The sequence below is a fragment of the Rhizobium pantanalense genome, assembly GCF_030182525.1.
Classification (GTDB): Bacteria; Pseudomonadota; Alphaproteobacteria; order Rhizobiales; family Rhizobiaceae; genus Rhizobium.
Map to the genome: position 1 here is coordinate 1 of NZ_JAQJCH010000025.1, position 23,368 is coordinate 23,368.

The 23,368-nt window shown below is 58.3% G+C and carries 18 protein-coding genes and 1 pseudogene; 6 read left to right on the top strand and 13 right to left on the bottom strand.

The genetic code is table 11. The annotated features are described in order from the left end of the window. The 8 genes and pseudogenes from PH558_RS33415 to PH558_RS33450 all read right to left on the bottom strand — a co-directional run. A pseudogene (locus tag PH558_RS33415) lies at window positions 1-289 on the bottom strand (ABC transporter permease); the annotation flags it as partial. Continuing rightward, entirely contained in the window at window positions 286-1,134 is an 849-nt protein-coding gene (locus PH558_RS33420; protein ID WP_095438306.1) for an ABC transporter permease, read from the bottom strand. The pseudogene PH558_RS33415 and the gene PH558_RS33420, both read right to left, overlap by 4 nt. A gap of 14 nt (window positions 1,135-1,148) precedes the next feature. Then, complete coding sequence (locus tag PH558_RS33425; protein ID WP_095438305.1) at window positions 1,149-2,240, bottom strand: quaternary amine ABC transporter ATP-binding protein; 1,092 nt, start codon at window positions 2,238-2,240, stop codon at window positions 1,149-1,151. Window positions 2,241-2,327: 87 nt separating this feature from the next. After that, window positions 2,328-3,179: a glycine betaine ABC transporter substrate-binding protein gene (locus PH558_RS33430; protein ID WP_285208485.1), complete on the bottom strand. Its 852-nt coding sequence runs from the start codon at window positions 3,177-3,179 to the stop codon at window positions 2,328-2,330. A gap of 78 nt (window positions 3,180-3,257) precedes the next feature. Further along, window positions 3,258-4,604 carry an NAD(P)/FAD-dependent oxidoreductase gene (locus PH558_RS33435; RefSeq protein ID WP_285208486.1) on the bottom strand — a complete coding sequence of 449 codons (1,347 nt, stop codon included), beginning with the start codon at window positions 4,602-4,604 and terminating at the stop codon, window positions 3,258-3,260. Further along, window positions 4,601-6,118 carry an aldehyde dehydrogenase gene (locus tag PH558_RS33440; RefSeq protein WP_285208487.1) on the bottom strand — a complete coding sequence of 506 codons (1,518 nt, stop codon included), beginning with the start codon at window positions 6,116-6,118 and terminating at the stop codon, window positions 4,601-4,603. The genes PH558_RS33435 and PH558_RS33440 overlap by 4 nt, the downstream gene beginning before the upstream one ends. Beyond that, entirely contained in the window at window positions 6,111-7,022 is a 912-nt protein-coding gene (locus tag PH558_RS33445; protein ID WP_285208488.1) for a dihydrodipicolinate synthase family protein, read from the bottom strand. The genes PH558_RS33440 and PH558_RS33445 overlap by 8 nt, the downstream gene beginning before the upstream one ends. Then, entirely contained in the window at window positions 7,019-7,729 is a 711-nt protein-coding gene (locus tag PH558_RS33450; RefSeq protein WP_285208489.1) for a GntR family transcriptional regulator, read from the bottom strand. The genes PH558_RS33445 and PH558_RS33450 overlap by 4 nt, the downstream gene beginning before the upstream one ends. Window positions 7,730-9,428: 1,699 nt before the next feature. Between PH558_RS33450 and PH558_RS33455 the strand changes: the two genes are divergently transcribed. Continuing rightward, window positions 9,429-11,357 carry a methyl-accepting chemotaxis protein gene (locus tag PH558_RS33455; protein WP_095438300.1) on the top strand — a complete coding sequence of 643 codons (1,929 nt, stop codon included), beginning with the start codon at window positions 9,429-9,431 and terminating at the stop codon, window positions 11,355-11,357. A gap of 245 nt (window positions 11,358-11,602) precedes the next feature. On the opposite strand, the gene PH558_RS33460 is transcribed toward PH558_RS33455, so the two are convergent. Further along, window positions 11,603-12,619 (bottom strand): AraC family transcriptional regulator, encoded by a 1,017-nt coding sequence (locus tag PH558_RS33460; RefSeq protein ID WP_285208490.1) that lies wholly within the window; start codon window positions 12,617-12,619, stop codon window positions 11,603-11,605. A gap of 304 nt (window positions 12,620-12,923) precedes the next feature. On the opposite strand from PH558_RS33460, the gene PH558_RS33465 reads away from it, so the two are divergent. The 3 genes from PH558_RS33465 (at window position 12,924) to PH558_RS33475 (ending at window position 17,141) form a co-directional block, all read left to right on the top strand. Then, on the top strand, window positions 12,924-14,363 hold the full coding sequence (locus tag PH558_RS33465; protein WP_285208491.1) for an APC family permease: 1,440 nt from the start codon (window positions 12,924-12,926) through the stop codon (window positions 14,361-14,363). Window positions 14,364-14,426: 63 nt separating this feature from the next. Next, a complete protein-coding gene (locus PH558_RS33470; protein ID WP_285208492.1) occupies window positions 14,427-16,376 on the top strand; it encodes a primary-amine oxidase in 1,950 nt (649 codons plus the stop codon). Between the two features lie 69 nt (window positions 16,377-16,445). Next, window positions 16,446-17,141 carry a sulfite exporter TauE/SafE family protein gene (locus tag PH558_RS33475; RefSeq protein ID WP_285208493.1) on the top strand — a complete coding sequence of 232 codons (696 nt, stop codon included), beginning with the start codon at window positions 16,446-16,448 and terminating at the stop codon, window positions 17,139-17,141. A 533-nt stretch (window positions 17,142-17,674) separates the two neighbouring features. Here PH558_RS33475 and PH558_RS33485 read toward each other — a convergent pair. Continuing rightward, complete coding sequence (locus PH558_RS33485) at window positions 17,675-18,127, bottom strand: VOC family protein (protein WP_285208494.1); 453 nt, start codon at window positions 18,125-18,127, stop codon at window positions 17,675-17,677. A gap of 407 nt (window positions 18,128-18,534) precedes the next feature. On the opposite strand from PH558_RS33485, the gene PH558_RS33490 reads away from it, so the two are divergent. Next, the gene (locus PH558_RS33490) at window positions 18,535-19,422 is read left to right on the top strand and encodes a transcriptional regulator GcvA (protein ID WP_285208495.1); all 888 of its coding nucleotides are present in this window, start codon (window positions 18,535-18,537) and stop codon (window positions 19,420-19,422) included. A 583-nt stretch (window positions 19,423-20,005) separates the two neighbouring features. Here PH558_RS33490 and PH558_RS33495 read toward each other — a convergent pair. Together PH558_RS33495 and PH558_RS33500 are read right to left on the bottom strand one after the other, a co-directional pair. Then, window positions 20,006-20,710, bottom strand: a complete 705-nt coding sequence (locus tag PH558_RS33495; RefSeq protein ID WP_285208496.1) for a DUF899 family protein — start codon at window positions 20,708-20,710, stop codon at window positions 20,006-20,008. A 612-nt stretch (window positions 20,711-21,322) separates the two neighbouring features. Beyond that, the gene (locus PH558_RS33500; RefSeq protein WP_483314224.1) at window positions 21,323-22,342 is read right to left on the bottom strand and encodes a L,D-transpeptidase family protein; all 1,020 of its coding nucleotides are present in this window, start codon (window positions 22,340-22,342) and stop codon (window positions 21,323-21,325) included. A 390-nt stretch (window positions 22,343-22,732) separates the two neighbouring features. On the opposite strand from PH558_RS33500, the gene PH558_RS33505 reads away from it, so the two are divergent. Further along, window positions 22,733-23,011, top strand: a complete 279-nt coding sequence (locus tag PH558_RS33505; RefSeq protein WP_285208497.1) for a hypothetical protein — start codon at window positions 22,733-22,735, stop codon at window positions 23,009-23,011. 170 nt (window positions 23,012-23,181) lie between these two features. Here PH558_RS33505 and PH558_RS33510 read toward each other — a convergent pair. Then, the coding region (locus PH558_RS33510; RefSeq protein ID WP_285208498.1) for a hypothetical protein at window positions 23,182-23,368 on the bottom strand (187 nt) is incomplete at its 5' end.

Consider the following 23,368-nt stretch of genomic DNA (forward strand, 5'->3'; position numbering starts at 1 on the left):
GGGCGAGTGTTTGCATGGACGCTGCCCAAAGGCCCGCCAGGAGGCAGAAGGCAAGAGCGACGGCCGTTACCACAGCGGCCCTGATATTGATGGCAAGGCCGACGCCAAGCACCGCGGCGATGATGAGCGCGTAGGCGGGTGGGTAGAGCAGGGCAGATTCCAACGCGCCGAGCACCGTCTCGATCAGCCTCGTGATGGTTTCGAAAACCGGATGGAAATTCGTATTCAGCCAATCGACGGCCGGAGCAAAATATTGACCGGGGGAGAACCGAAGGAGGTCGAAGTTCATCTTGCACCTGCCCTGGCACGACGGGCCGCGCTCTGCGTCAATCTGTCGAGAATCATGGTCAGGATGACGATCGCGATCGCTGCGTTGACCGATGTCGCCATATCCAGCGTGCGCACCGCGCCGTAGATGGTCTGGCCAAGGCCGCCCGAACCGACAATGCCGGCGATCACAACCATGCCGAATGCCATCATCAAGCTCTGGTTGACGCCTGCCATGATGCTTGGAATTGCAAATGGCAGTCGGATTTTTGCAAACATCTGCCATGGCGTCAGGCCGCTTGCCTGCCCCAGTTCGACGAATGCCGGCGGCGTCATGCGGATGCCGAGCGAGGTCAAGCGAATGGCGGGGGGCGCTGCTACCACGAAGGTCGCGACCAGCGCGGTCGCGGGACCAAAGCCAAGAAGCGCGATGGCGGGAAGAAGATAGATGTAGGGCGGCAGCGTCTGGATGAGATCGAGGATCGGCTCCAGGAACCTATCGAACCATTGCAGAAATCCTGCAACAATCCCCATGGGAATGCCGATCAACAATGCAAAAATCGTCGCGGTGGTCACAAGCGCAAGGGTACTCATGGTCTCATTCCAAAGACCCATGACCGCGCAGAAGATGAGAGCCGCGCCGGCAAGAAGACCGGATGCGATATTGATCAGCCTCCAGCCGAGCAGCGCCCCGATGATGGCAATGACATAGAAAGGCGGGAATTGAAGGAGCCAGAGGACGCCATCATAGGTTCCCTCCAGCGCCGCCTTTAACGGATTGAAGAGCCAGTCGCCGTTGTCGCTGATCCAGCCCAGCGCGTCGTCGGTCCAGGCATCGAAGGTATCCGCAATGACCGAGATGTCCATTTTCGTACGTCCTTCTACGCCGGCATTTGCTCTGGTGCCGGGGATCCGGCAACGCCGCGAAGCAACCCCCGGGTGGTGACGACACCGACGATGGAACCATTGTCGATCACGGCCACAGCATCGCGATCCGACTTCATCGTAAGGTCTATGAGTTCGCCGATGTCCGCCTCAGGAGAGGTCTTCAGGAGCGCATCCACGTCATGCTGCGGCTGCAGGCTCCTGTATTCCGCGATCGACTGCATGACCGAATGGGCCTTGACGAGATGAACTCTGGATATGCCCGCGACGAAGTCGGCGACATAACCGTCGGCAGGCTTCGTGACGATTTCTTCCGCGGTTCCCACCTGAACGATGACGCCGTCCTTCATGATGGCGATTCGGTCGCCGATGCGAATGGCCTCTTCGAGATCATGCGTGATGAAGACTGCGGATTTGCCGAGCGACTTCGTCAACTCCCGGAACTCATCCTGTAACTGGCGGCGAATAAGGGGGTCAAGCGCACTGAACGGCTCGTCCATGAGGATGATCTCGGGATCGGCCGCCAAAGCACGCGCCAGGCCGACGCGCTGCTGCATCCCACCCGATAGTTCAGAAGGGTATCGCGATGTCCAGTCGGAGAGGCCGACCTTATCGAGCGCAGCTCGGGCCGTCTTGTTGCGCTCATCCTTTGACACGCCGCGGACTTCCAATCCGAAGGCCGCATTCTCGAGAACGGTACGATTTGGAAGCAGCGCCACACTCTGGAACACCATGCCGATATTGCGGGCGCGCATATCGCGCAGTTCGGCCGCATTCAGCCTGGCGATTTCCTTGCCCTTGATCGTGATCCTGCCGAGACTTGGTTCGATAAGACGGTTGAGAAGGCGGACCAGGGTGGATTTTCCGCTTCCTGAGAGGCCCATGATGCAGAAGATCTCGCCGCGACGGACCTGGAGGTGAGCATCGGAGACACCGACGACACAGTTGAATTCGTCAAGCACCTGCTTCTTGGAAAGGCCACGTTCTGAAACGGCCTTCACGGCGGCCGCCGCACGGGCGCCGAATATCTTCCAGACGTTCTGGCAATCGACCAGGACTTCACCGGTGTTATCCATGACAGTGTTCATTGTATTCCCCACGCGGCCAGTCCATTGCCGGCCTGTTCGTCTTCGTTGAGGGATGCGGGCCGCCCCGATGGCGGCCCGCTGTCGACATCATTCGCCCTTGATATTCTCCCACCGCTTCAGGAGATCGGTGTGGCTCGTGGTCCAGTCCTTGATGGCCTCGTCCATCGTCTTGCCGTCATTCACGGCGCTGTTGATCGCGGTAATGTCGGCGAGCGGCACATAGACGCTGGCGATGACCTCGCGGGCGTGCGGATAGTCGGCGGAGAAACCTTTCTTGCCGATCCAATAGTAGCTCTGCGGCGGCGGGAAGATGCCCTTGGGGTCCTTCAGGAATTTTACGTCGTATTTCTGCATCATCCAGGACGGCTCCCAGATCGTCACGGCAATCCATTCCTTCCGGTCGACGGCGGATTTCAGCGCTGCGGTCATGGCGGCGGTGCTGCCTTCGACAAGCTGCAGTTTCAAGTCATAGCCTTTGACGGCGTTAGCAGTATCGCGCATCAAGCCTGAACCCGGCTCGATGCCGACGATCTTGCCGCCGAACTTGTCGGCATTGGCGTTCAACTGATCGATCGAATCGATCGGTACGTATTTCGGGACGGCAACGCCTTGGAACAGGCCGTGCGAAACGGGCGAGATCTTTTCGAGGCGCTTCTTGTTCTTGTCCCAATAGTCCTGTGCGACGTAATCGGTCTGAGAGGCAAGGATCTGGATGTCACCCTTGCTGAGTGCTGCATAGGCGATGCCCCATTCGGAGAACGGCACGACCTTTACCGTATAGCCGGCATCCTCCAGCACCTTTTTAGTAATCCCAGTGATCGGTGTCAGGTCTTCCCACGACATCGTTCCTACGGTGATGCTCTTCTCTTCCGCATGCGCGGAGAATGCGGTCATTCCGACCATCGCGGCGGCGCAGAGCGCTTTCCACAAAGTCTTCATTTTTCTTGCTCCTAGTTTTCGTTCCCATATTGTTGAAGACCTGCGAGAGGCTCAGTCTTCACATTGCGCGGCAAGGGATCATCCCTCGCGGCCTGAGCGCAATTCCTGCAAACGGATCACGGAATTGATGCCGAGCCATGCGAACGGTTCCGGTGGCAACCGGGATGGCGCGGCGTGATCCATGTATTGTTCGAGTTGTTCCGAGGCAGTGCCGGTCGCAAGTTCAGCGGCCATTATGCCTGCCAATGTGCTCTTGACGGTGCCGAGCCCGTTTTCGCAACATGCCGAATAAAGCCCTTCCTCGATTTCGCCGAAGGCCGGTACATGATTGCGGCTCAGGCAAAGACGCCCTGCCCAGCTATATTCGAAGGGGAGCTCCTTGAGCCCGGGAAACCGCGCATCGAGGGAGTTTCTGTGTTCCGTGGCCATCTTGGCCATTCGATGATCCGAAACGGTGATCGTCGTCTCGTAGGTGTATTTCGTCCGAATGACGATGCGCGACTGTCCGCAGGAGGTGATCTTTCGCACCGTCGCACCCATGGCATCGGCCGGAAGCAGCGCCCACCGATCGCGCCCCGAAACCTGACGGCCGAAGTCTTCCGCGGGAAAGGGGGCGGTCATCGAGGCGTATGCAAAGATGTGCATCAGGCGGCCGCGGAAGTGACCGAAGTCGTCGATGTGACCGTTGACACCGAGGATAACGTTCGGTGCGGTGACCTTGCCGCGAGGGGAGATCGCCGCCCATGTCCCTTTGTTCCGCGTCAGGGCGGTAACCGGCGATCTTTCGAAGATGTCGATTTTGCGAGACAGCCCTGCGGCGAATTCGCGGATATAGTTCGCCGGCTGGATCAGGACCGCGCCCGGCGTAAACAGGCCGCCAAGATAATAGTCGGATCCGGTGATCTCCTGCATTTCGGCGGCATTCAGAAATGCGTGCTTTTCGCCTGCGCTCCGCAAGGATTGGCCAAAGCTGATGTTCAGTCTCATTCCACGCGCGGTTGCCGCCGCATTGATCTTGCCCGCCGGGTCGAACGTCTCGGACGACATGGCGTATTCGTCCGCGGCTTCTTTCGCAAAGGCGATCGCAGCCCTGTTCTGAGTCATCTCCAGGCGAGTGGCGTCCAGACCGCCACTCGCATATTCGCTCGACGACAGATTGTGCGGGACGTCGATCATGAAGCCGGAATTGCGGCCTGACGTGCCCTTACCGATCTCGCTTGCATCAAGCACGACGATTTTGTCGTGGGGCCGGAGCTGCAGCAGACGGCGAGCAGCCGAGAGGCCTGCGAATCCGCCACCGATGATGAGCCAGTCCGCAGTCACGTTGCCTTCCAGGCTTCGGACCGGGAACGAACGTTTACTGATCGCCTCCCAGCCCGAGACGCCATTTTCTGCCGGCAGACGTTTGACGGACGTCGTGGTCATCGGATGGTCTCGTCCACCGAACGATCGGAGATATCGATCCAGATCGTCTTCAGTTCGCAATAATTGTCGTGGGCGAAGATCGACTTGTCGCGTCCGCCGAAACCGGACTCCTTGTGGCCGCCGAATGGCGTCGTTGCGTCGCCTTCGCCGAAGCAGTTGACGGTGACGAGGCCGGCCCGGATGTCGCGTGACAGCCGGATCGCATTCTTCAGGCTGCCGGTATAGACCGACGCCGTCAGGCCATAATTGGTGTCGTTGGCAAGAGCGACGGCCTCGGCCAGCGTGTTGAACGTCGTCACCGATAGGATCGGCCCGAAGATCTCCTCCTTGAACAGCCGGCTTGCGGACGTGACGCCGTCAACCACCGTCGGCTCGACGAAGATGCCGCCATGCGTTTCGCCGCCATGGGCAATCGTCAGCTTCTCGCTTTTGACGTCGTGAAGGAAGGAGGTGACCTTCTCATAATGGTTTTTGCTGACCAGTGCGCCGACGCGGTTTTCCGGATCGAGGGGATCGCCCGTCTTCCACTCGTGCATATAGGCGCCGATGCGCTTCAAAAGCTCGTCCTTGATGTTAGCTTGGACGATGAGGCGCGAACTGGCTGAGCAGTTTTCGCCCATGTTCCAGAAGGCACCGTTGACGATCTGCTCGGCGACGAGATCGAGATCTTCGGCATCTTCCAGCACCACGGCCGGGTTCTTGCCGCCGCATTCGAGAACGACCTTCTTCAGGTTGGAATCGGCGGAATAATGCAGGAAACGGCGGCCTGTTGGTGTCGAGCCGGTAAAGGCCACCATGTCGACATCCATATGCAGGCCGAGCGGTTCGCCGACATCCCGGCCGCTGCCAGTGACGACATTGAAGACACCGGCCGGGATGCCGGCTTCATAGGCAAGTTCGGCAACCCGCAGCGTCGTCAGCGTCGTCTCCTGCGCGGGCTTGACGATGACGGAGCAACCGGCAGCCAGCGCCGGACCGATCTTCCAGGCAAGCATCAGCAGGGGGAAGTTCCAGGGCAGCACGCAGCCGACGACGCCGATCGGCTCGCGCACCACCATCGCCAGCGCGTTCGGGCCGACCGGATTGGTGTTGTCATAGAGCTTGTCGATCGCCTCGGCATGCCAGCGGATGGTATGGATGGTGTCGGGCACGTCGACGGTCTGACATTCGCGAACCGGCTTGCCGCTATCGAGGCTCTCCATGACCGCCAGTTCGTGACGGTTCTCTTCCAGCAGCCGGGCGAACTTGATGAGCGTTGCCTTGCGCTCGGCCGGCGATAGCTGACGCCAGCGGCCATCCTCGAAGGCCTCTCTTGCCTTGAGCACGGCGTAGTCGACGTCGCTGACGTCACAGGCGGCAATGTTAGCCAGGAGTTCGCCGGTCGCCGGATTGATGGTCTCGAACGTCTTGCCGGAATTGGCCGGCCGGAAGGAGCCGTCGATGAAGGCGTTCGTCGGCAGACCGAGGCCGGCGGCGATCGCCTTGTATTCGGCGGCGGTCAAAGGTTCATGCATGATTGGCTCCCGACGTGATCTGGGCGACTGTGCGCTTCAAGGTGGCGACGACAGTCTGGAGGGTTCTTTTTTCCTCGGAGGTCATTCCGCGCAGCGGCGCGCGGACAGGCCCGGCCTTGAGGCCGATGATCTCGCAGCCATGCTTGATCGATTGCACGAACTTGCCGGTTTCGAGAAAATCCATCAGCGGCAGCATCGCCGACATGATGGCGCGACCCTTGTCGAAATTCTTTTCGAGCACGCAGGCTTCGTAGAGCGCGACATGTTCGCGCGGCAGGAAGTTCGAGCCGGCGCATACCCAGCTTTTTGCACCCCAGGCGAAGAATTCGAGCGCCTGGTCATCCCAGCCGCAAGACAGTGCAATGTGAGGAAATTTCCGCGCCAGCAGATGGACGTTCGCCATCTCCCCGGAACTTTCCTTGATCGCTCTCACATTCTTGGATTTGCCGACACGCGAGAAATATTCGTCGCCCATCATCACGCCCATGCGGGCAGGATAGTTGTAGAGCATGATCGGCAGATCGGCGGCGCGGTCGACCGTCAACGTGTGAATGGCATTTTCCTTCTCCGTCGGCAGGGCATAGGGCGGCGACGTCACGAGGATTGCATCCGCGCCGATCTCTTTTGCTGCCCTGGCATAGGCGACCGAGTCCTCCGTACGGGTCGCCCCGGTGCCGACGATCAGCGGCAGACGCTTTGCGATGACCTGTTTGGCGTAGGCAGCAAGATCGAGCCGTTCCTGCGTGGATTGGGCATAATATTCGCCCGTAGAGCCACCGATGATAATGCCGTGGACCTTGGCCTCGACGAGCGATTCCAGGACGGCCGCGAAGGCAGCCTTGTCTATCTGGCCGTCCGGTCCGTGCGGCGTGATCGCCGGGGTATAAATGCCTTCGAAATTCAAGACGATTTCTCCATCGATACGACGGGCACTTCAACGAGCGCGTCCGCCTTCATTCCTTGTGGCGCGATGAACATTTCCATGTTCTCGCGCGACAGTTCCCAATGTTCGAAGACCAGGTCCACGACGGTGTCTTCATCATGTCGCGCGATCGCCTCGATGAAGCCGTCATGATGCTCCACGGCGAGTTGAAGCCGTTCGCGCATATCGTCGTTCTTCGGCCGGAAGAAGGTGTGGCCGATCCGTGCATGGTCGATCAGCAGGCGGCCTAGGCTCGGCTGAAGATAGGCATTGAACGACATTTCGCCGATGATTTCGTGGAAGCGATTATTCTCCAGCACCATGGCGAGAGCATCGCCGACGGCGCTTGCAGATCGGAACCGATCCTGCGTCTCCTTCAGATCCACGAGTTGCTTCGGCTTGAAGTTCTGCACCGCGAGCCTGCCGGTTGCGGCGTAGATCATCGGCGCCACGAGGAAGAAGTGTCTGAGCGTCTGATGGTTCATCGGGCTGACGCGCGCACCGCGATTGGCCCGAATGTCGATATAGCCTTCGCCTTCTAGGCGCCGAAAGATTTCCCGGACGGGTGTGCGCGAGAGGCCGTATTGCTCGCTGAGACTGACTTCGTCCAAGTCCTGATCGGGATCGAGCTCCATCGTCAGAATTTGACGCTTCAGATCGTCGTAAAGATTGCTCTTCCCGCCCTTCATTGCGACCTCCTCCTTGGGATTTTGCAGGGAATTGAACCCTTCGGTTCCGCTGATGGAAGGAAGGTCGCACATGCCATTCATTGAGTCAATGAAATTGTATAATCTAAGTACACAATAGATGTTAGAGGAAAATACAATATATGAACAAGATCGAGATCGCCGCATGGACATACTCCGCCGTCTGTTATCCTTGCGGGTTTCAGGCAGACGCTCGAAAGGAAGCCACTCCGATGAAAAACCACTCTCCCCGGCGACGAGGCTCGAATTTCAGCCGACAGCCGGGCACGCCCCGAGGCCGGAGAGACTCTGGGATTCACCCACACGCGCGATTCATGACAGCAGGTAGGGCGACAGCTGCCATTTCTACACTCACGCGGCCGGCTCCAATTCGAGGATCGCGATTACATCGCGCTCCCCAGGACTTCGATTGTGCCGGCCCAATCGGATCCTCTCGGCGAGCTGCTGTACGAGGCCTTTTGCGTACGAAGTGGATCGGTAATAAGGGGTGGCCGCCCTTGGCGAGCACGGGCGGGCGCTACCGCGCCGGCGGCCCGCTTGTATGGCATGCTACATGGATATAATCGGGGCGACACGCGCGGCACCTTGCTCTAGCGCAGGGATGCAGGGCGCCCCGATGCGGCCAGCGGGATCAGCGCACAAACGCTAATCGGCTTCTTGCCGACCAAGGTCGCTCCCGATTTGCTCGAATCCATATTATTCGAAGGCGGCGATTTCACTTGCATAGGGCCACAGTCCCCACGCCTGCGGATCCAAGCGAAAGAACTTCGGCTTACGGCCCTAACCGGTCATTCCATGCCGGCAAAGCGGATGTCCGACAGCGAGGAATTTCAGATGGATAGCTCTCGTAAAAATGGAGTCGTGAGTTCCGGTCCCTTCAAGAGCGCTACGAAAAACCAACCATTCAGGTGCGCCAAGTAGGCAACAGACGCTAACACGCCAACATGTCGAGCCCGGCCACCAAGTTCTGCGATCCGCCTGCGAAATTCCTTCCTGCCAGGCTTGGTAGACGGTCCTGATGCTAGGATGAAAACCCAGGCTGTAGGCGAGGGACGTATCGACATGCAGGTACCAGGGATTTGAGAGAGGCTCGCAACTTGAGTCCAACCGCTTCCCCACCATGCCCGCGAGTTCGTAGATGGACGAGGGCGCCTCGTCGGCCAAGTTCACGATACGCCGATCGAAATCACCTTTGAGCGCCAGCGTGATTGCTTGTGCGATATCACGATGGTGGATCGTGCTCATGCGTTGCGCCGGATGCCAGGTGCTGACGTGCTTGGGAAGAGATTGGAGATGTCTGTCACCGTCTCCATAGACGAAGGGGAAGCGAAGGATGGACCAGTTACGGTAATAGCTTGCCGCAAGCCGAGCTCCGGCAAGCGCCCGATTTGTCAATTACTTAGCTTTAAACGAGATGTCGCCGGTCCAGCTCCCTTCGAGAAGAATGGAGAGGCGTGGGAATGTCTCTTTACGGTCAATCAGAATTCTTGCAATAGAGCCATCCATGCTCAGCACGCATCCAGTCTTCTCCGCGCGTTAGTGGTATTTTCCAAGAAAAATAGTATAATACTGGTTGTATTTTGATAATTTGGAAAATAGATTTCTGTTGATCGACATATTTTGACGGATAATTAAGCACGATCCCATATTCTTCTCTTGAGGAAAACTTGGGATATGTTTCATGGCATCGATCCAGCAGAAAATCATCCTGGCAAGTGTGGCAATATTTGTGATTGCGGGCGGCGCAACCGGCGTGGGCATATGGTCCGCTTCGACGCTGACGCAGGATGCCGAGAAAATAGCAGGATCGGCTCAGGTTCTGCGTAATCACATGCAGGCAGATATGATGCATGATGCTTTAAGAGCGGATGTCTTGGCTGCATTGCTTGCTTCCGATCCCGCGTCCGGCATCCGCTTTGAAACGGTCAACTCGGATCTTTCGGAACATGTCACCTCGTTTCGCGAGATGATTAAGGCCAACAAGGCGCTCGCAACGGATCCGGAAACTCAAAAGGTGCTTGCCGGCGTCGAATCTCCGTTGCTGGCCTATATCGATAACGCAACCAAAATGGTCGCGACGGCGGAGAAGGATCCAGCTGGCGCCTTGAAGGCATTGCCCGATTTCATGAAGCAGTTTTCTACCTTGGAAACTGCCATGGAGGAAGCAGGCGATCAGATACAAAAAGTATCGGAATCGATCTCGGCGGAGAGTACCCGCACGGCAAATTCCATTCGCGACTTCATGCAGGGGCTTCTGGGGCTGACTGCGCTGTTCTCCATCATGCTCTTCATATTGTTCCGCAGGACCGTGTGCAAACCCATCCTGGCGCTTTGCGCGGATATGGCCAAGCTCGCGGGCGGCGAGACCAATATCGCTTGCACGGGCATCGGCCGAAGGGACGAAGTAGGGACGATGGCGCAGGCCGTCGAAGTATTCCGAAAAGCAGCAATCGCCAAGGGCGAGCTCGAAGCGGACGCGGCAAGGGACCGTCAGCAGGCGGAAGCAGACAGGATCGCTGCCCAGCGGCAGGCGGAAACCGATGCCGCAGAGCGTTTGCGAGTCGCGACATCCGGTCTTGCCATGGGGCTTAAGAGGTTGGCCTCCGGGGATCTTTCCTTCCAGCTCGATGAGCCATTCGCTCCGGATTTCGAAGCTCTTCGGCACGATTTCAACACGTCGCTGCAACAGTTGAGCAGCACGTTGCGGGCGATTGCCGAGAGCATAGTGTCGATTGACAGCGGCACCCAGGAGATCTCTTCCGGAACCAACGATCTTTCCCGCCGCACCGAGCAGCAGGCAGCATCGCTTGAAGAGACAGCCGCCGCTCTCGATCAGATTACGGTCAATGTAAGCAATTCGAGCAAGCGGACGGAAGAAGCGCGAGTGGCGGCCACTGTCGCCGATCATAGCGCAGCCAGGTCAGTTGACGTCGTCAGCAGGGCCGAGGAAGCTATGCAGCGAATAGAGAGTTCTTCCCAGCAGATTTCCAATATCATCGGCGTGATCGATGACATTGCCTTCCAGACCAACCTATTGGCGCTCAACGCCGGGGTGGAAGCGGCGCGCGCCGGCGAAGCTGGCAAGGGATTTGCCGTTGTGGCGCAGGAAGTGCGGGAATTGGCGCAGCGCTCCGCGGCGGCGGCAAAAGAGATCAAAATGCTGATCAATGCGTCTTCGACCGAGGTCGATGGTGGAGTGAAGCTCGTGCGTGAAACGGGTATCGCATTGAAGGAAATCGGTGAGCGCATCTCCGGCATAAACGAGCACATGAACGCCATCGCCGCGTCCGCCAAGGAGCAGTCGACAGGCCTTGCCGAGGTCAATGCGGCGGTCAATACGATGGATCAGACGACGCAACAGAATGCGGCGATGGTCGAGCAGTCGACGGCAGCCTCCGCCGCGCTTGCCGCTGAGGCCAGCAAGCTGAGCGAACTCGTATCTCAATTCCGCCTTGACGCCGGGGCCTTAGCGAACTCGGCAGTCTTGCGACAAACCGCGCGCGCCATGGCTGAGCCATCGCGTCGCGCTTCCGCCGAGCCGGTTGCGCAAATGGCCCGCAGATCGGCTGCCGTTGGCGGTCGAGTCGTTTCCGATTGGAAGGAGTTTTGAGCAAGCCATGGGGCTTGATGGTCAAGGGGCGTGTGTTGGATGTTTTTACATTCCCAGTTGGGTTAGAAGCAAAAAGCAGGCAACTAGCCCTAGATCGGCCTTGCCCGGCGGCCTAAGTTCTTGGTAATGGCGATGTTGCTCGAGAAGTATGTAAGCACAGAGTCGTTGGTTCAGCTCCGTTCAAGAGCAGCGGTGGATAACCATCGCTGCAACTACGCGATCCCGGTGCACTTACTCATGATTTGCTAAATGACGCGGCGCTGACGGTAGCCAACAGGCGTGTCGCCGGTCAGGTGCTTGAAGCTGCGGCAAAAGGCACTCGGCTCGCTATATCCTAGATACTGGCTGATGACCGGGATCGGCAAGCTGGTCGAGACCAACATGCTGCGCGCGATTTGCATCCGCACCGAGTTGCGAATGTCGGCATAATTGACCCCACACTCCGATAACTTCCGCTGGAAGCTTCTGAGGCTCATTCCGAAATCACTTGCGGCATCCTCGATGTCGAGACTTGCGGAGCGGCAGAGGGCGGCAGTAATCCAGGCCTTGATGCTGGTGATTAGGTCGAGGCCGGCATCGTCGCCGTCGATCAGTTCGCCCAATTCGGTTTCCAGTCGCGCCTGCAAGCGAAAATCATGCTGGTCGAGCGGCCGCTCGAGACGGCGTGCAGAAAAGAAAATTACGTTCTCGCGCCGTCCGAAACGCACGGGACAGGCAAAATGTGATTGATATATCGCCAGATGCTCGCCGGGGAGATGCTCAAAGTCTATGCAGGGGGGCCGCCAGCCGTCGCCGATGGTCGCCTCCAGCATCGAGCAGAACACCATCTCCGTGAAGACGGCATCCTGTACGCGATGGCGGATCGTGGCATCTTTGATCGAATAGGAGAAGCGCGCCAAACCGTTCTCAACACCGAGTGCTGAGTTCGTGTTGCTCTGCACTGCCGGGAAATAGCGGACGAATTTCTCGATTCCCTCACCGAGCGTCGGCGCAGTATGGAATACACGAGCGACCGTGCCGAGACCATCGAATTTGAAGACTTTTCCGAGACTAAGCGCCAGCAGCGGATCGCTCTTCTCTTCCGCCGCGATTTCCAGGATGGAGGTGAAGGTCGTCAGCGGCAGGAAGTGCTGGGCTTTCAACAGAGCTTCGTCGTTGATGCCGACGCGGGCTGCGATCGTCTGACGATCCATTCCACGACTGTCGATCGTCGAAAGGACGCCATCGATCACCGATGCAGCTATGACCCCAGAAGATTCCATGGCACTTTCCCCTCCGGTCTCACGCCGGATAAAGGATTAACGCAAGATGCATGCCAGTTCGGCACTGTGCGTTCCTCTGGCGAACGCGGAAATTTTTGGCGCAAAATGTCAATTACAGGCCAGCAACTTTTGCGCACCATCAGGCCAACGAGAAGAAAGTTCACCGTTGCGAAAACACCGGCCGGGCAAGCGCTTGAGGCGATTGCCGGATGCATTCGTTTGTCGGCGCGGCGGCGAGCTTAGCTTCCGACGAAGGTACGCAAAACACCTTCGACCACAGCGATCACTTCGAAGGAGGCATTGCATGTCTACTATGGACCTGAACGGCAGCAATCAGTTGAGACGCAACGCGGTCGGCGTCTCGCACATCATATTCTTCGTGGTTGCAGCGGCAGCACCGCTGACGGCGGTCGTCGGCGCCTCGCCAGCGGCCTTCGCCTTCGGCAATGGCGCGGGTGTGCCGGCCATGTATCTGTTGGTAGGCGCACTCTACCTGTTCTTCAGCGCCGGCTTCACGGCCATGAACCGCTTTATGGGCGGCGCCGGCGGCTTCTATCCCTATGTTGCTACTGGTCTCGGCAAGCCCGCGGGCGTTGCCGGCGCCTTCGTGGCGCTTGCAACCTATAATGCCATCGACATCGCGGTGTTCGGCCTGTTCGGCTTCTTTGTCAACGACATCGTCAAATCGGCGGCCGGCCCCGACATTCCCTGGTGGGTCTATGCCGCGCTTCTGGGCGTTGCCGTGTTTTTCTGTGGCATGCGCAATATCGAATTCAGTGGCAAGCTACTTGGCTATTGCATGGTGGCCGAGATCGCTATCCTGCTGCTCCTGAGCGCTAAGGTCCTCATGACCCGCGGCGGACCGGAAGGAATCGTGCTCGCGCCATTCGGACCCTCGGCGATCATGGGACCTGGGATCGGCGTTGCCCTAGTGTTCGTAGTTGCCTCTTTCATCGGTTTCGAAGCGACAGCGATTTTCGACGAGGAAGCACGTGATCCGAAGAAGACCATTCCCCGCGCCACCTATCTGGCAGTGATCATCATCGCGGTGTTCTATGCCTTCGTCACCTGGTGCATCGCGCTTTACTACGGCCCCTCCAAGATCGCCGCGGAGGCCACTGCCAACACTGCGACGCTTTACCTGATCGCTGTACAGGCGCTGCTCGGGCCTGTCGCCGGCATCGTGCTCAACGCGCTTTTGATAACCAGCCTGTTTGCCTGCGCGCTATCGTTCCACAACACGATTAACCGCTACTTCTTCGCCATCGGCCGCGAGGGGCTGGCTTGGACCGGCTTTGCCAAGACCCATGACGACCACCAGTCCCCTTATATTGCTGGTGTGATCCAGACGCTGATCGTCTTCGTGCTCATCGCCTTCTTCGCGCTTGCCGGGCAGGACCCTTACGCGGTCGTATTCGCCTGGATGGGCGCCTTCGCCTCGATTGGCATCCTCGTGCTGCAGATCATGGTTTCGCTGGCGGTCATCGGCTTCTTCCGCGCCGACAGCCGCGGCGTCGGCCTCTGGCACCGGCTGATCGCGCCCGTCATCAGCGGCATCGGGCTCGCCACCTGCTTCGTGCTGATGATCTCAAACATATCGCTGGTGAGCGGATCGGAATCGCTGGTCGTCGAGATGTTCCCGGTCATCGTTGCTCTGATCGGCGTGCTGGGTGCGGTCTTCGCCGTGTGGATACGCACCAACCGTCCGCTGGTCTACGCCAATCTCGGCCGCGCCTTCGAATAGACCATTGCGCCGGTTGCTGTCTGGCCGCCGCATAGATGTTCGATAAAATACATGGAGTTACCGATGCTGGATCATGTCGATCATTGCTGTGCAACCTCGCGAGCCAAAGGAGCCTCTGTCAATGCGGCCGCCATCCATCCACTCGAACCGCTGACGCCAGACGAGATCCGCAAGGCCGCCGCGATCGTCCGGCGCGACCCACCCTATGGCGCCGACACCCGTTTTGAAACCATCCAGCTTCTGGAGCCCAGCAGGGCGCAGCTCCGCGCCCTGCTTACCGGCGGGCCGGTCTTGCGGCGTGCGCGGGTCAACGTCTTTAGCGCTGCCGCTGTCAGTGTCACCAAGATGATCGTATCGCTCGACGACGAGAAAATCATCTCGTCCGAGACCTTGCCGGGCAAGCGGCCGATGATCCAGCTTGAGCAGTTCCTCGGCATCGAGAGCATCGTGCGCGCCGATCCAGAGTTCATCGCCGCCTGCGCCAAGCGCGGGATCACCGAGATGGAAAAGGTCTGCGTCGACCCCTGGTCGGCGGGCAATTTCAGCGTGCCTGGCGAGGAGGGCCGGCATCTCTGCCACGTATTTGTCTGGCTCAGGCTCCGCGAGAACGAAAATTTTTACGCCCATCCGATCGAAGGATTGAATGCGGTCGTGGACCTGACCACCAATGAGGTGATCCGCGTCGATGATTACGGCGTCGTGCCGGTGCCGATGAAGGAGGTCAACTACGAACATCAGTTCCTGACTGAGTTCCAGCCCAAGGCCAAGTCGATCGATGTCGTGCAGCCGGAAGGTGTCAATTTCAAGTTCGATGGCCACAGGCTGACCTGGCGCAACTGGTCGCTGGTGGTCGGTTTCAACGCCCGCGAGGCGCTGACGCTGCACGACATCTCCTTCGACGGCCGGCCAATCGTACACCGCGCCTCGATCGTCGAGATGACCGTGCCCTACGGCAGTCCCGACAATGGCCATTTCCGCAAGAACGTTTTCGACATCGGCGAATACGGCATCGGCAAGCTCGCCAATTCGCTTTCACTCGGCTGCGACTGCCTCGGCGTGATCAAATATCTCGATGTCACGCTGAACACCATGGACGGCGAGTCGTGGACGATCGAGAAGGCGATCTGCGTGCATGAGGAGGATTCCGGCCTGCTCTGGAAGCATATCGACTTCCGCAGCGAGCGGGCCGAGATCCGGCGGGGTGCCAAGCTGGTGATCTCGACGATCTGCACCGTCGGCAACTACGAATATGCGCTTTACTGGTATCTCTTTCTCGATGGCATGATCGAGTTCGAGGTAAAGGCGACCGGTATCATCAACACCGCGGCCCGCATTCCCGGCCAGCCGGGCAAATACGGTCGCGAGGTTGTACCCGGCGTTATCGGCCATATCCATCAGCACATCCTATGCGCCCGGTTGGAAATGGCGGTGGATGGCGATGCCAACAGCGTGGTCGAGTGCAACACCTATGCCGAGCCGCTCGGACCGGCAAATCCTTACGGCAACGCCTTCTACGAGCAGGAGACGGTCTTTGCGCGCGAAAGCGAGGCTGCCCGGCGTGCCAATCCGGCGTCGCATCGCTATTGGAAGGTGATCAACCCTAGCAAGACCAACTACGCCGGCTCGCCGGTGGGCTATCGGCTGGATGCAACGCATTGCGTAACGCCGTTCGTCCATCCGGATTCCCCCTCGGGCAAGCGCGCCGGCTTCGTGCAGAACCACCTCTGGGTGACGGCGCTCGATCCCGAGGAGCGATTTCCCGCCGGCGAGTTCATGAATTATTCGGATGGCAGCGGCGGGCTATCGGATTTCATCAGGAAGGATCGGCCGATCGAGAATACCGACATCGTGCTCTGGCATGTCTTCGGCCTGCATCATCCAGTACGGATCGAAGATTTCCCCGTCCAGCCTTGCGTAACCACCGGTTTCAAGCTGATGCCGAATGGCTTTTTTGACGGCAATCCGGCGATAAACCTGCCGCCGGAGGTGAATGCTGCGAGTTGCAATGCTTAGTGGGGCGGGTTGTTTGCCGTCCGGGCCAAGGAGCAGTTGCCGACAACGTCTGCCTCAGGCAGGTCTGAGATGAATGCTGACGTCATCCTGTTGAGCGGCCTGCTGTTGGGCTTTGCCGGCAGCGCGCATTGCGCCTGTCTCTGCGGCGGCATCGCCTCGTCGCTGATGCTGGCGACCGCGCCTGAAAGCCGCCGCTCAAGCTCCTTCCTGATGATCCAGTTCGGCCGCATATTGAGATATGCGGTCGCTGGCGGAGCTGTGGGCTCGATGATAGAGGCGTTCGGTCAACTCCTGCGATTTTCGGGCGGGCAGGAGGCGCTACGGCTGATCGCGGCCGCAGCTCTTATCTGGTCGGGGCTTTCGATCGTCGGTATCCTGCCGGCGATCTGGCGACTGGACGGCGGAATCATGGCTGTGATCGGCCGGGCGCCGGCCGCCATCTCGCGGCCGTTCAATGCATCGGCACCGCTTTTTGTCGGCATCTGCTGGGGCCTAGCGCCCTGCGCCATGGTCTACAATGCGCTGATGACGGCGATGCTGACCGGCTCGATGGCCGGCGGCGCTCTGTTTATGACTGGCTTCGGACTTGCAACCATTCCCGCCGTCTCGGCCGTCGCGGCCGGCGCGGCGGTGCTGACCAGGCCACAATCCTCGCGGTGGCGAGGTCCGGCCCTGAGGCGCACGGCAGGACTGTTGCTCTCGGCCATTGGTGTTCTTAGCGTAACATTGCCTGCTGCTTCGCTCGCGAGCCTTTGTTTCGGCTGAGGTATGTGCTGGTGGCACCGTAAATTTAACTGGTAGAAGGAAGCCGATGGGTTCTTGTTGCAGGCTTCCTTCATAGTGTTACTTAGCACGTAATTGTAAGAATGCGGCAGTTTAGTTTGGACTTGGCACCTAGGCGTTCGACCGGCGCGCTTGGGCGAACATCCGCTCGATGACCTCAGTGTAGCGGGTGCGGTTTTCATTCATCAGGGCCAGAACAAGAGGAGTGCGAAATCGTACGCGGCCTTTATCACCCAAACACAGCCACGGGGGATTTTATCGCGATGCCGCCGCCGTGACTTCGGCGCATTTGGCGGTCGGTGGCAGCGCGGAACAGCTGGAGTAACTGCGGCGCCTGCGGCACAAACGCATGGTTCTTTTAACAGCAGGACCGTAGGTTCGTACCCCATTACATCAACGGATCCGATTTTTGGACCGTGGGTTGTTGTTTAAAAAAATTGGCGCCGCAGCTAAGCGCGGGACCGCACACCTAGAGCTATCGAGCATAACGGGCGGGGCAGATTTTGCACGTCCGGTCACTTCCCGTAGGCACGCTCAAGATCGGCGATGACAATCTTCTTCATCTTGTACATAGCTCGCAGGACCCGATTGGCTCGCGCTTGATCCGGATCTGCAAGCATCTGCAGCAGTATAGTTGGCGTGACCTGCCAATAGACGCCAAACTTGTCCGTGAGCCAACCGCACGGCTGTGCTTTGCCTCCATCCGCAGTGAGAGCGTTCCAATAATAGTCGGTCTCTTTCTGATCGTCAGTCTCCACCAGGAAGGAGAAGGCCTCGTTGTAGGGAACGCGTGAGTTTGCGTTCAGGGCGACGATGGGTAAGCCGGCAAGCTCGAACCGAACGACGGACAATTCCGGGTCAGGGAGTTCGGTTCGTGCGAGAATCTGGGAATCCTTGAAAACCGAGCGGTAGAATTCCATGGCTTCCTCGGCTTGCGACTGGAACCAGAGGTGCGGATAGATCTTCATCTTGATCTCCTTCGTAAGATCGTGGTGATCGCTAAGCTTGCCGGCGGATCAGAGATCCATTCCAATCGCGTTCGAAACCGATGTCGCAAAGCCGGTGATCCGAAAAGCGTTTCATTCGATAAAATTCCAGTCGATCTCGGAACATGGACGGTAGGCCAGCTGCCTTGCGGCGGACAAAGGCCATGATTGAAGAGATCTTCCGAAGAGCAGCGCCCTCATCGGCAGGTCTCAGATTGTAGATTTGGGCATTCGCGTGAACTATGCTCACAACTTAATCCTTTCATATTTGCTGTGCATGAGAGCGGCAGCCGCTGATATCGTGTGAATGAGCAGATCTTGCGCGGATTTCAGCTGGACGACAAACGATGAATAGTCGATGATTTGTGATCAATGCTCACAGGTGTCCAATGGCACGCAGACTTCCACCCTTGACGACTTTGCCAGCTTTTGAAGCTGCCGCGCGTCATTTAAGCTTCACGAAGGCGGCAGACGAATTGCACGTCACCCATGGCGCCATCAGCCGGGCGGTGCGCAATCTCGAAGGGGTGCTGGGGGTTAGGCTTTTTGATCGCGGCACGCGATCCGTGAAGCTCACGGTGGAAGGTGCCGCCTATGCGGCGGAGATTGGTGGAGCCTTGGACCGGATCGGGATCGCGACCAATGCTGCCTCCGCACCGAAAGCGGCCGGAGTTCTCAACGTCAGCACATCCGACGGCTTTGCAGGTCGGTGGCTGGTGCCTCGGCTCCATCGCTTTCACCGTGCCAACCGGGATATCGACGTGCGTCTGGCAACCTCTGGTGCCCTGACTGACTTCCTAAGAGATGGCATCGACGTTGCGATCCGGTATGGCGACGGCAATTATGACAAGGTGGTGGCGGAACTTCTAATGGACGAAGATGTCTCGCCGGTCTGCAGTCCGGAACTCCTGCAAGGAGACCATCCGCTGCGCAGACCCGACGATCTGCGATATCACAGGCTCATTCACGACAATTTTCGCATCGGCTGGGCAACCTGGCTGCGGGCCGTCGGAGTTTCTGGCATCGATCATGAAAGTGGCGTGCGGTTCGAATCGGCTGCTTACGCGGTGGAAGCCGCGGTGCAGGGGGAGGGAGTTCTTCTCGGAAGGAGCGCTCTTGTCTCGGTAGATCTTGCGGCGGGGCGACTGGTCCGTCCCTTTGATCTTTCGCTAAAGTCTCGCTGGAGCTACTATGTCGTCTATCCGGAAGGGGCACTGCGGCATAGGAAAGTCAAAGCATTTCGCGACTGGCTGTTCAGCGAAATGGCGCAAGGGTGAGGCTCCGAAGGCGGTCCACGAGGTTGCCGATAACTCCGAAACCAATGTAATTGAGCGTGGTGGCTATCGGATTTAACGAGCCGTTGGCGAGGTCTCACGTTCTAATGTCGTCAAGACGAGGCAGTGTTTTGCCTGTTGACCTTAACTCCTGGCTCCAGGGCTTCAGACTCCACCTCGACGACCGGCGTACCAACGCAGTGGGATAAGACCACGCACCGTTGCTAGGTTTCTCGCGTGTGCTTTAAGTCGTCCGGCGCGGTAATGGCGGACGCGCCACGGCGCGACGCTGGAGCAGGAAGCCTGGTGCTTAGTTCCGCAGCTCCTATGACAGATGATAGGAATGTCGGCAGCGTCACAAGGGTAACGACGATCGCCGGCGTGCGCCTCGACGCCGGGATAATCCACTCGGTCGTTCCACAGCTCGGGCACACGATATCAGACCGGATCTCCATATCCAGGCCCACAGAGCCTCGCCTCTGGACCGGCATGCACCTCGCCAAAGTTGAAAGGAGGAGGTGGTGTCGCTGTCGCTCCGCGTGACTTCTGGCTCATGCCATCAGACCGACGACGACAATGATCGTACTCAGTAATTGAGCTTCGGGTACCAGTCGGCCCCGCGTCCAGCAGGCGTCATGTCAAGAATGTTCCAGAGCGGTGCGATGTCGACCGCCCCCCTTGGATCTTGGCCGGGGTCTGCCGCGTCGGCCGGCATCTCGCCATTGTAAAAGACGCGGACATCTTTCCCATCCTTCTGATAGACGGTGAACCCTGGATTTTCAGATCCGTTTTCATTCAGCAGGCCTAGGTCATGGGCGTAGTCGTCGCCAACGGTCTGGACAAAGTCCAGGTCGCGCCAGCCACGCTCGATGGCGAAGGCGCGTTGCCGTGCCACCGGGCTGCGACCGATGATTTTGAAGGCAACCCGTTGCTTGATGTCGGCACCGTTGCCGTTCGCTCCGCCAAGAAAGTTCGTGCACATGGGGCAGGGCCGTTCGCGTTGCGGGCCGAACATCCAGAAGTACGTCACTAGCGTGTCGTGATGACCGAACATGTCCGCGAGACCGACCTCGTCGCCGTTCTCGTCCTTGAAGCGGTAGTCCTTTTGGATCACCGGGCCTGGAGGCAGACGGCGCCGTTGCTCGGCCAGCCTCGTGAGATGTCGCCGGACTTCGATCTCCTCCGCCAGCAGGGCCGTCCTCGCCTCGGCGTATTCCGCAGTTTCGTTCGTGAACTTGCTCGTGCGTTTCTCCGCCAGTTCCTTCGCGGGTCTCAATTCGCTCGTGTCCATGTGCTCGCTCCTTGGATCTATTCCGACAGTCTCGCGATGCGACCGGCAGTCGGCCGTCTTGCTTGCTGTCGGAAATTGGCGGGCGCGTATGGTGATTTTCCGCGCCCTCACTTGAAATAGACGTACGAGGCGATCCGTTCTCGACAAGAGCTCAATGTTTTTTTGGTTTCAGTTGCGGTCGCCTCGCTCAGAGGCGGTCGGCCATGGTCCAAGGCGTCCTCCTCTGAGCGAGACATCATGGGTTCGATTCCCTTCAACTGCAGGGCACTTTGGGTGGCACCTACCCATCCACGCGGGCGATCACGTCTACCGCGAGAACCGCGCCGTTTGCGGTGCCCAACGCTGTCGTTCCGGAAAACGGTTCCGTCCGAAGCCGCGAAGGTAAGGCGCAATGAGACGAAGGTTTCGGTGCTGCAGATTTACGACACAGCCGTCCAAGTGGAGGCATCCTCGAGCCTTTCGATGCAGCAAGAGAACGGGATGGAAGCCCCCTTTCAGGGCGCACCAGCCACCCAATAGTTTCAAGAATAACCCTGCTTTGTTTGTGCCGAGGCGCGTCAAGCACGCCGCCATCGCGAACACTTCTCTGCCGACGAGGATGCCGGCCGGCGTTCAGTCGAGAAATTCAACAACTACCCCCGGCTTAACCATCCCTGCGAGCTCTTCGACATCCCAATTTGTCAGGCGGACGCATCCATGAGAGCCGGCTTTGCCGATGAGTTCTGGATCCGGCGTTCCATGGATCCCGTAGGTGGGTTCTGTCAAATCGATCCAGACTGTACCGACGGGATTGTTCGGTCCGCTGGGCAGCTTTAATATCTTCTTATTACGACCCTGCTGAAAGTTGATTTTCGGATTATAGGTGTATGTCGGCAAACGTGCGACACCTTTGACCTTGTGCCTGCCGGAAGGAGAAGGTGATTCCTTGCTGCCGATCGTGGCTGGGTAGACCGCCAACAAAGAGCCGTCTTCCGCAAATGCGTACACCTGGCCCGATTTTCTGTGGACCTCGATCCGTTTCACCGTGCCGCTCTTTGCAGCGCCAGGTACCGCAATCGAGATTGTTTCACCGGGGGTAAAGGAAGCGGTCGGATTGAGTATCTTGAGGAGGGCAATGCTCATATGGAAGCGTTCGGCCAATTTCTCGGCAATGCTGGTATAACCGAGATGCTGCATCTTTGCCTGCAAGGCATAGTCCTTGGGGATGTCCGGTAGGAGGTCCTTCCCGTCGTCTGCTGTTATTGAATAATTCTGAACGGTTGGGATTTGGTCATCGAGCCGCCCCATTACGGTGACATCGGGTTTTTCACTAAAGGGAAGTCCTTCCAAAGCTTCAAACCCCGCAATTGCCTTGTTTAGGTTCTCCCCGCGAAAGCCGTCGATCGCGCCCGGTGAAGCGCCGGCTCGATCTAGCAGAACCTGGAGCTTCACGATCGCCGCGTCAGGATTCTTCGGCTTGGCATTTGGCGCTTCGATCTGTATGGACGAAATGGAAGCGGTATTCACATCTTGTGCGGTTATCCCCGCGGCGGCAGCCGGATGCCAGGATGTCAAAATGATCGAGATCGCAAGGTAACAGTAGCGCGCATTAGCCATAAACCGGGAAATCGCCATCCGAGTAAGTTGTTCCATTTGAACGGATGATTACCGAATACATTCCGCTTCAGCGCTTCACGCAACGCAAAAATCGTCTGAGGGTTGTTTCAGCCAGATATTGAAGTGTTGAATCGTCCTGAATGACACCCCCTTAGAGGGCACGAGAACGGAGCGCAAGGTAAGCGGCGCATAGCAGAAGCCTATCAAGCAGCTTGGTCGTCGATTCTGATCCCATCAAGAGTATAAAAGTGGTGTGCTCCACCCGGGCCAAGCGGTTGTGCTCAAGCTTGATATCTGTTGCCGTCTTCAATTTGCCTGAGGCGCTCCTCGAACTGCTATTCTATGAGGCAACGGTTCATCATCAGCGCCGTTCATACCCGGTTCAGCTGCCCGGTTTCAGGATGTCGAACATGATGGAGGTTCGCTATGAAAATCTTTAAAAATCTGCTTGCGCCGCTCCTGAGTGTCGGTCTGTTGATCGGGGCGGATACCGTTTCAGCTGCACCCATGATGAACATGACGAAGCCGGAGATTCAGTCCTCCGTTCAAACCGTCCGCTATCATCATCGTCGCCATTGGCACGGTCCGCGACATCATCGGCCCCATCACTGGAGATCGCATCGCAGCTACCGGAGCCATTACTGGCGCGGCCATCATCGTGGTTGGTATAAGCGTCATCACCATCACCGCTATTATCACTACTGACCCTGCCCTGCGAAAAGCGTTAGAATAGCAGCGTGCCTATCTTCGGCGCGATCTCATCCAGTTTCGCATTTCGTCTTGTTCCTGCTCAAATACGGGAGCGGAGAAATCTCGATGTCCGGCGTTTGTCTCAAAGCTACCCGTGCGCTCCCTGATCCAATACCGATATCTCGTTAAAATGTGCGCGTCCGGCCGAAGGAACGCAGCAGAAGATTGACTGATACGGCGACCTTGTCGAGCTCAGGAATGTCTCGCGAATAGTCTCCCGTATAGAGCTTTACAATCATTTGGTCTCGGATAGCGCCCTCGAGCTCAAAATGAAGGTGGAGATAGTAGGCTTGCCGATCGCCGCCTCGGCTC

Coding starts and splice junctions, on each gene's coding strand:
- PH558_RS33475 (WP_285208493.1), top strand. CDS start 16,446: ATGAATGCTGACGTCATCCTGTTGAGCGGCCTGCTGTTGGGCTTTGCC.
- PH558_RS33465 (WP_285208491.1), top strand. CDS start 12,924: ATGTCTACTATGGACCTGAACGGCAGCAATCAGTTGAGACGCAACGCG.
- PH558_RS33440 (WP_285208487.1), bottom strand. CDS start 6,118: ATGCATGAACCTTTGACCGCCGCCGAATACAAGGCGATCGCCGCCGGC.
- PH558_RS33500 (WP_483314224.1), bottom strand. CDS start 22,342: ATGGAACAACTTACTCGGATGGCGATTTCCCGGTTTATGGCTAATGCG.
- PH558_RS33450 (WP_285208489.1), bottom strand. CDS start 7,729: ATGAAGGGCGGGAAGAGCAATCTTTACGACGATCTGAAGCGTCAAATT.
- PH558_RS33430 (WP_285208485.1), bottom strand. CDS start 3,179: ATGAAGACTTTGTGGAAAGCGCTCTGCGCCGCCGCGATGGTCGGAATG.
- PH558_RS33490 (WP_285208495.1), top strand. CDS start 18,535: ATGGCACGCAGACTTCCACCCTTGACGACTTTGCCAGCTTTTGAAGCT.
- PH558_RS33425 (WP_095438305.1), bottom strand. CDS start 2,240: ATGAACACTGTCATGGATAACACCGGTGAAGTCCTGGTCGATTGCCAG.
- PH558_RS33455 (WP_095438300.1), top strand. CDS start 9,429: ATGGCATCGATCCAGCAGAAAATCATCCTGGCAAGTGTGGCAATATTT.
- PH558_RS33495 (WP_285208496.1), bottom strand. CDS start 20,710: ATGGACACGAGCGAATTGAGACCCGCGAAGGAACTGGCGGAGAAACGC.
- PH558_RS33460 (WP_285208490.1), bottom strand. CDS start 12,619: ATGGAATCTTCTGGGGTCATAGCTGCATCGGTGATCGATGGCGTCCTT.
- PH558_RS33435 (WP_285208486.1), bottom strand. CDS start 4,604: ATGACCACGACGTCCGTCAAACGTCTGCCGGCAGAAAATGGCGTCTCG.
- PH558_RS33505 (WP_285208497.1), top strand. CDS start 22,733: ATGAAAATCTTTAAAAATCTGCTTGCGCCGCTCCTGAGTGTCGGTCTG.
- PH558_RS33470 (WP_285208492.1), top strand. CDS start 14,427: ATGCTGGATCATGTCGATCATTGCTGTGCAACCTCGCGAGCCAAAGGA.
- PH558_RS33420 (WP_095438306.1), bottom strand. CDS start 1,134: ATGGACATCTCGGTCATTGCGGATACCTTCGATGCCTGGACCGACGAC.
- PH558_RS33485 (WP_285208494.1), bottom strand. CDS start 18,127: ATGAAGATCTATCCGCACCTCTGGTTCCAGTCGCAAGCCGAGGAAGCC.